Annotated in this window: 5 protein-coding genes; all 5 read right to left on the bottom strand. The window is 42.5% G+C overall.

Annotated elements, in window-relative coordinates; genetic code table 11:
- A partial coding sequence (locus SD31_RS12280; RefSeq protein WP_039054355.1) for a DUF3078 domain-containing protein occupies positions 1-980 on the bottom strand: 980 nt, incomplete at its 3' end.
- Positions 981-990: 10 nt separating this feature from the next.
- Positions 991-1,746 carry a hypothetical protein gene (locus SD31_RS12275; RefSeq protein WP_039054354.1) on the bottom strand — a complete coding sequence of 252 codons (756 nt, stop codon included), beginning with the start codon at positions 1,744-1,746 and terminating at the stop codon, positions 991-993.
- A gap of 55 nt (positions 1,747-1,801) precedes the next feature.
- Complete coding sequence (locus SD31_RS12270; RefSeq protein WP_039054353.1) at positions 1,802-2,638, bottom strand: glucosaminidase domain-containing protein; 837 nt, start codon at positions 2,636-2,638, stop codon at positions 1,802-1,804.
- 16 nt (positions 2,639-2,654) lie between these two features.
- A complete protein-coding gene (locus tag SD31_RS20995; RefSeq protein ID WP_316929870.1) occupies positions 2,655-3,815 on the bottom strand; it encodes a glucosaminidase domain-containing protein in 1,161 nt (386 codons plus the stop codon).
- A gap of 112 nt (positions 3,816-3,927) precedes the next feature.
- Positions 3,928-4,083, bottom strand: a complete 156-nt coding sequence (locus tag SD31_RS16210; protein WP_410528263.1) for a hypothetical protein — start codon at positions 4,081-4,083, stop codon at positions 3,928-3,930.
- Positions 4,084-4,127: the final 44 nt, after the last annotated feature.

Genomic DNA, 4,127 nt, shown 5'->3' with positions numbered 1-4,127 from the left:
GAAAATAATATTCCCAACGCCAAAGCTTGACTGTACTGTACTTTGCTACTTTGATCGGAATCATATAAAACCACTCCTGTTGCGGTCACATTGACAAGCTTGGTTACCTTTGCTGTCAGTGTCACGTCCAAACGGTGGTTAGGGTCGCTAAGTTCCTTATAGTCAGCAAAGAGATTGTATCTTGACTTCAAGTTCAGATTTTGCGAAAGGTTGCGGTCTAGGTTTGCTGTAAGCTGAAAAGCCAAATCATTACGTACTCGCTTCCCTGGTTCTACACCATACACCACCTCTCCTCCTTCGGGCTGTGCTATGCGTTTGTCGAGGAGAAATGTCTGACGTGCCGTACCCGTACCTAGACGCAAGGAAAATGTTTTGTCCGGCTTATACTCCAAACCGAAAGATTCCGTGAAATATCCCGGAGCCATAAATGCCGAAACCGTATCAATGATGATTTCATTTCCTTCCCCATCTTTACCGTATTTGTAACCTTGATCAAACTGCGTTTCCCATGTGAAGGAGAAATATAATGCCCATTTCTCACTAAACTGGTAAGAAAGCTTGTTATCCCAGAATATACGGTCGTTATTTTTCTTTGCCAGTTGATCTTTATTCTTGATTTTTCCGTATTTCAGATCTAACTCCGACACAAAGTTAATCCTATCACGGGTATAGTCCGCTTTATGCCAAAACAGTCCTGACAGAGCCATAGAGTTCACCCCTCCGGCATTCCAGTTGTCGCTAAATGACGCCTGATTGGCGTTGAGTCCGAACTTAGTCCAGTGCTTCCAATAGTTTACCTCCAATCCCAATTGTGGGATAGGCACATTAATCTGTTTGAGACTATGTCCTTTTATCGTGTCTGTATTTACAATTTTTGTTTCCGGCTTTTCACGCAGGTCTTTAAGATTTACCTGAGCCCAACTGTCCAAAGCTATTAAAGAAGCTATAAATGCTAAAACTATTTTGGCTGTTTTATACATAGATTTTGTGCTATTTTTCCAAAGATAAGTCAATTTTTTGCAAATCAGGCAATGGCTTGATATAAGGTATATATTTAAAATACTGATACTTAGTTTTTATATATTTCACCAGATCGTAATGAGTGGCCTTGAGCACGAAAGCATAAGTAGGTCTGTAACGCACCATGAAGTTATCCAGTGCTTCTCCTTCAAGTCCCGTTTCACGCTTCACCAACTCACGGCTAAACACCATATCGATATAGTTGTCTTCATATTCCTTCTGAAAATATTGGGTAAGCCGGCGGGCATTGCGTCCTTCACGGCTGAAATAGTTGTACACCGCATCGATGCTTAAGCCAGCCCCATTTTGTCCCACGGATACATAATCTCCCGGATCGGCAAGCCTATAGGCCCTGCTGTACTCTTTCTTCCGTTGTTCCAGTATTTCCTCCGGTGACCTTCTCGCCACAACATTTACCGTAGGTATTTCGATGGCTTTACGCTTCAGCGAGATAACCAAAACTTTCTCTCCCTTATAGACTAAGGTATCCGAAAAATAATTTTCTTTTGATGCGATAAGCAAGTCTCCCTCGCGAAGCTTCATCGCAAATTCACCCTTACTGTTGTTATAGATTTTCTCTCCCGTACTTTTGTTGACCAAAAAGACCTTAGCAATACGCTGTTTGCTTTCTACGTCCAGCACAATACCCCCTATTTCCGATTGTCCGTAGGACACGGAAAACATGCATAGCAACACTATGAGCGTAAGAAAGGTTTTCGGTCTCACAATGGTAAAACTACATTATTATTAAGTATTTTACCATAAAATTAACATCTTTTGACTATTTGCTTATCACGAGGAGCTGTCCTACATGCAGATTGTCGGACGTCAGGTTGTTCAGCTGTTTAATCTGTTCTACCGTCACGCCATATTGCTTGCTGATGCTGTACAGTGTATTCCCTGATACCACCTCGTGGATTATCATCTTCACGGGAGATTTAATTTTTTCGGCCTGTACGCTCTCTCCTTTTTCTATTTTCTGCTCTATGACGCTCTCCACTTTCACTTCGCGGGCAACCTTTTCGGTATGGCTTTCCGGTCTATCATACTTGTACAGTTGATAGCGTTCGATAAGGTCTATGAGCAGCTCCGGATAACGCGGATTGGTCGCATATCCGGCCTCCTTGAGTCCATAAGCCCACCCTCTATAGTCGTCTTTACGAAGCGAAAACAGCTTTTCATAGCGCTTGCGAAGCAAAAATTGCGAGTGATCTTTAAACGAATCTTCCGGATGATCGTAAACACGGAAGCAGTCGTTAGGATTGTCATCTGACTTAAATATGCGCTTTCCGGTCCAGTTGGGTCCGCATTTTATACCGAAATGGTTATTCGCTTCTCTTGCTAGCATGGAGTTTCCGTTGCCGGACTCCAGCAATGCCTGTGCCAGCTTGATGCTGGCCGGAATGCCATAAAGGTTCATCTCGCGGATGGCAATGTCCTTATATCTTTCGATGTAGTTCCATCCAGACATGGATGTTGCTCCCTGCGTACGGGATGGACTAGGCGTATTTATCACGGTAGAGCCGCGCTGTCCCTGCCCTCGCTGTACTCCTACCTGCTTGGTTTTACAGGACACAAAAAATACACACAACAATAAAAGATAAACGGACGCTCTCATTCTTCTCTTTTAGGCATTATATCTTGTCGTACTCTTCTAAATTATATCTTTTTATCATGCCTAGAACATGGGTTTTCCATGTCTTGGTCTGTGAATAGCCGGAACGGGCGATGCCATGTATCCAGGCTTCACAATTTTTGCCGAAGCATGTTTCAAAAAGATGGGCGGTGGATTTTCGTCGTTTGAGAACTCCTATAAAATCGTGGTAGGACTCTTTGACAGAAGAATATCCTTTGTAGGCAGAGCGGATTTTCTTGCTATTGTTTTTACCTTTTATACCAAAGTGATTGTTTAGATGTTGAGCAATACGGCTGTTTCCGTAAGCGCTTTCGTGAATAGCTATCGCTAAAATCACAGATGCTGGCACACCTGTCTCTCGCATAAGTTGCTGGGCTAAGCCTTTGTGTTCTTCGATATAGCTTTTCGGCGTGAATTTTTTCTGCCCGAAAGCTGCAGCTATACTCAGCAAACACAAGAACAGCATTAGCAACGTTCTGCTAACTAAAGATTTTTGCATAATCTGTTTTTTAGTTTCAACCATTACTTTTTGCGCATCACAAAAAAGCCCGTCTCGTATCGGCAAGATGAGTTTTTCAACTCTGCTATCTTTTGCCAACGTACTGTTTAACTCCAGAACCTGTTTTGTTTGATTGTCTGGCTTCTCATCGAATACCTTTCCTTTCCACAAAACATTATCTATCATTATTACGCCACCTGAGGGGACACGATCTATCATCATGTCATAATATGTCAGGTTTCTTTTCTTGTCGGCATCAATAAATACCAAATCAAAAGACCCTTCCAAAGTAGGGATGATATCATATGCATCACCGATATGATAATGTATCTGCGAAGCAAAGGGCGATTTATCGAAATACCCTTGTACACGCTCTTGCTGCTCCTCGTTGATATCTATGGTATGCAGCTCCCCTCCTTGTTGAAGGCCTTCTGCGAGGCATAATGTGGCATAACCTGTAAATGTTCCTATCTCCAGAATACGTGTAGGAGACACCATCTTACTGATCATTGCCAGCACGCGTCCCTGATAATGTCCGGAAAGCATATGTGGCATAGTTTCACGAAGATAGGTCTCGCGATGTATCGTTTTGAGCAAAGGATTTTCCTCATCACAAATGCTCTCCAAATAGCTATTTACACGTTCCTCGTTCTGAAACATAAATGCAAATGTAAGCATTCTATTTTTAATTCAGCTCATCGTGCCTTTCTTCCACAGACTGCATAAGCTTGATATAGTTTAATTTATAACAAAAAACCTGCATAATTTGAGATTATGCAGGTTTTTGAAAAACTTTTATAAAAAGGGCGTTTAGTCTAAGGAAGCTGTGATAAGAACGTAAAAATTCGGAGCGCGTCACGTTCGTTTTGGAATGCTCCGTGAATGCCGACGTGGTGGTCACTGAATTCTGTCTTTGCACGCCGCGCATAGCCATACACATATGGTTACACTCTATTACCACGGCACACCGAC

This window comes from Sphingobacterium sp. T2 (assembly GCF_000814685.1).
GTDB classification, from domain to species: domain Bacteria; phylum Bacteroidota; class Bacteroidia; order Sphingobacteriales; family Sphingobacteriaceae; genus Sphingobacterium; species Sphingobacterium thermophilum.
This window is presented reverse-complemented; position numbering and strand designations above follow the sequence as displayed.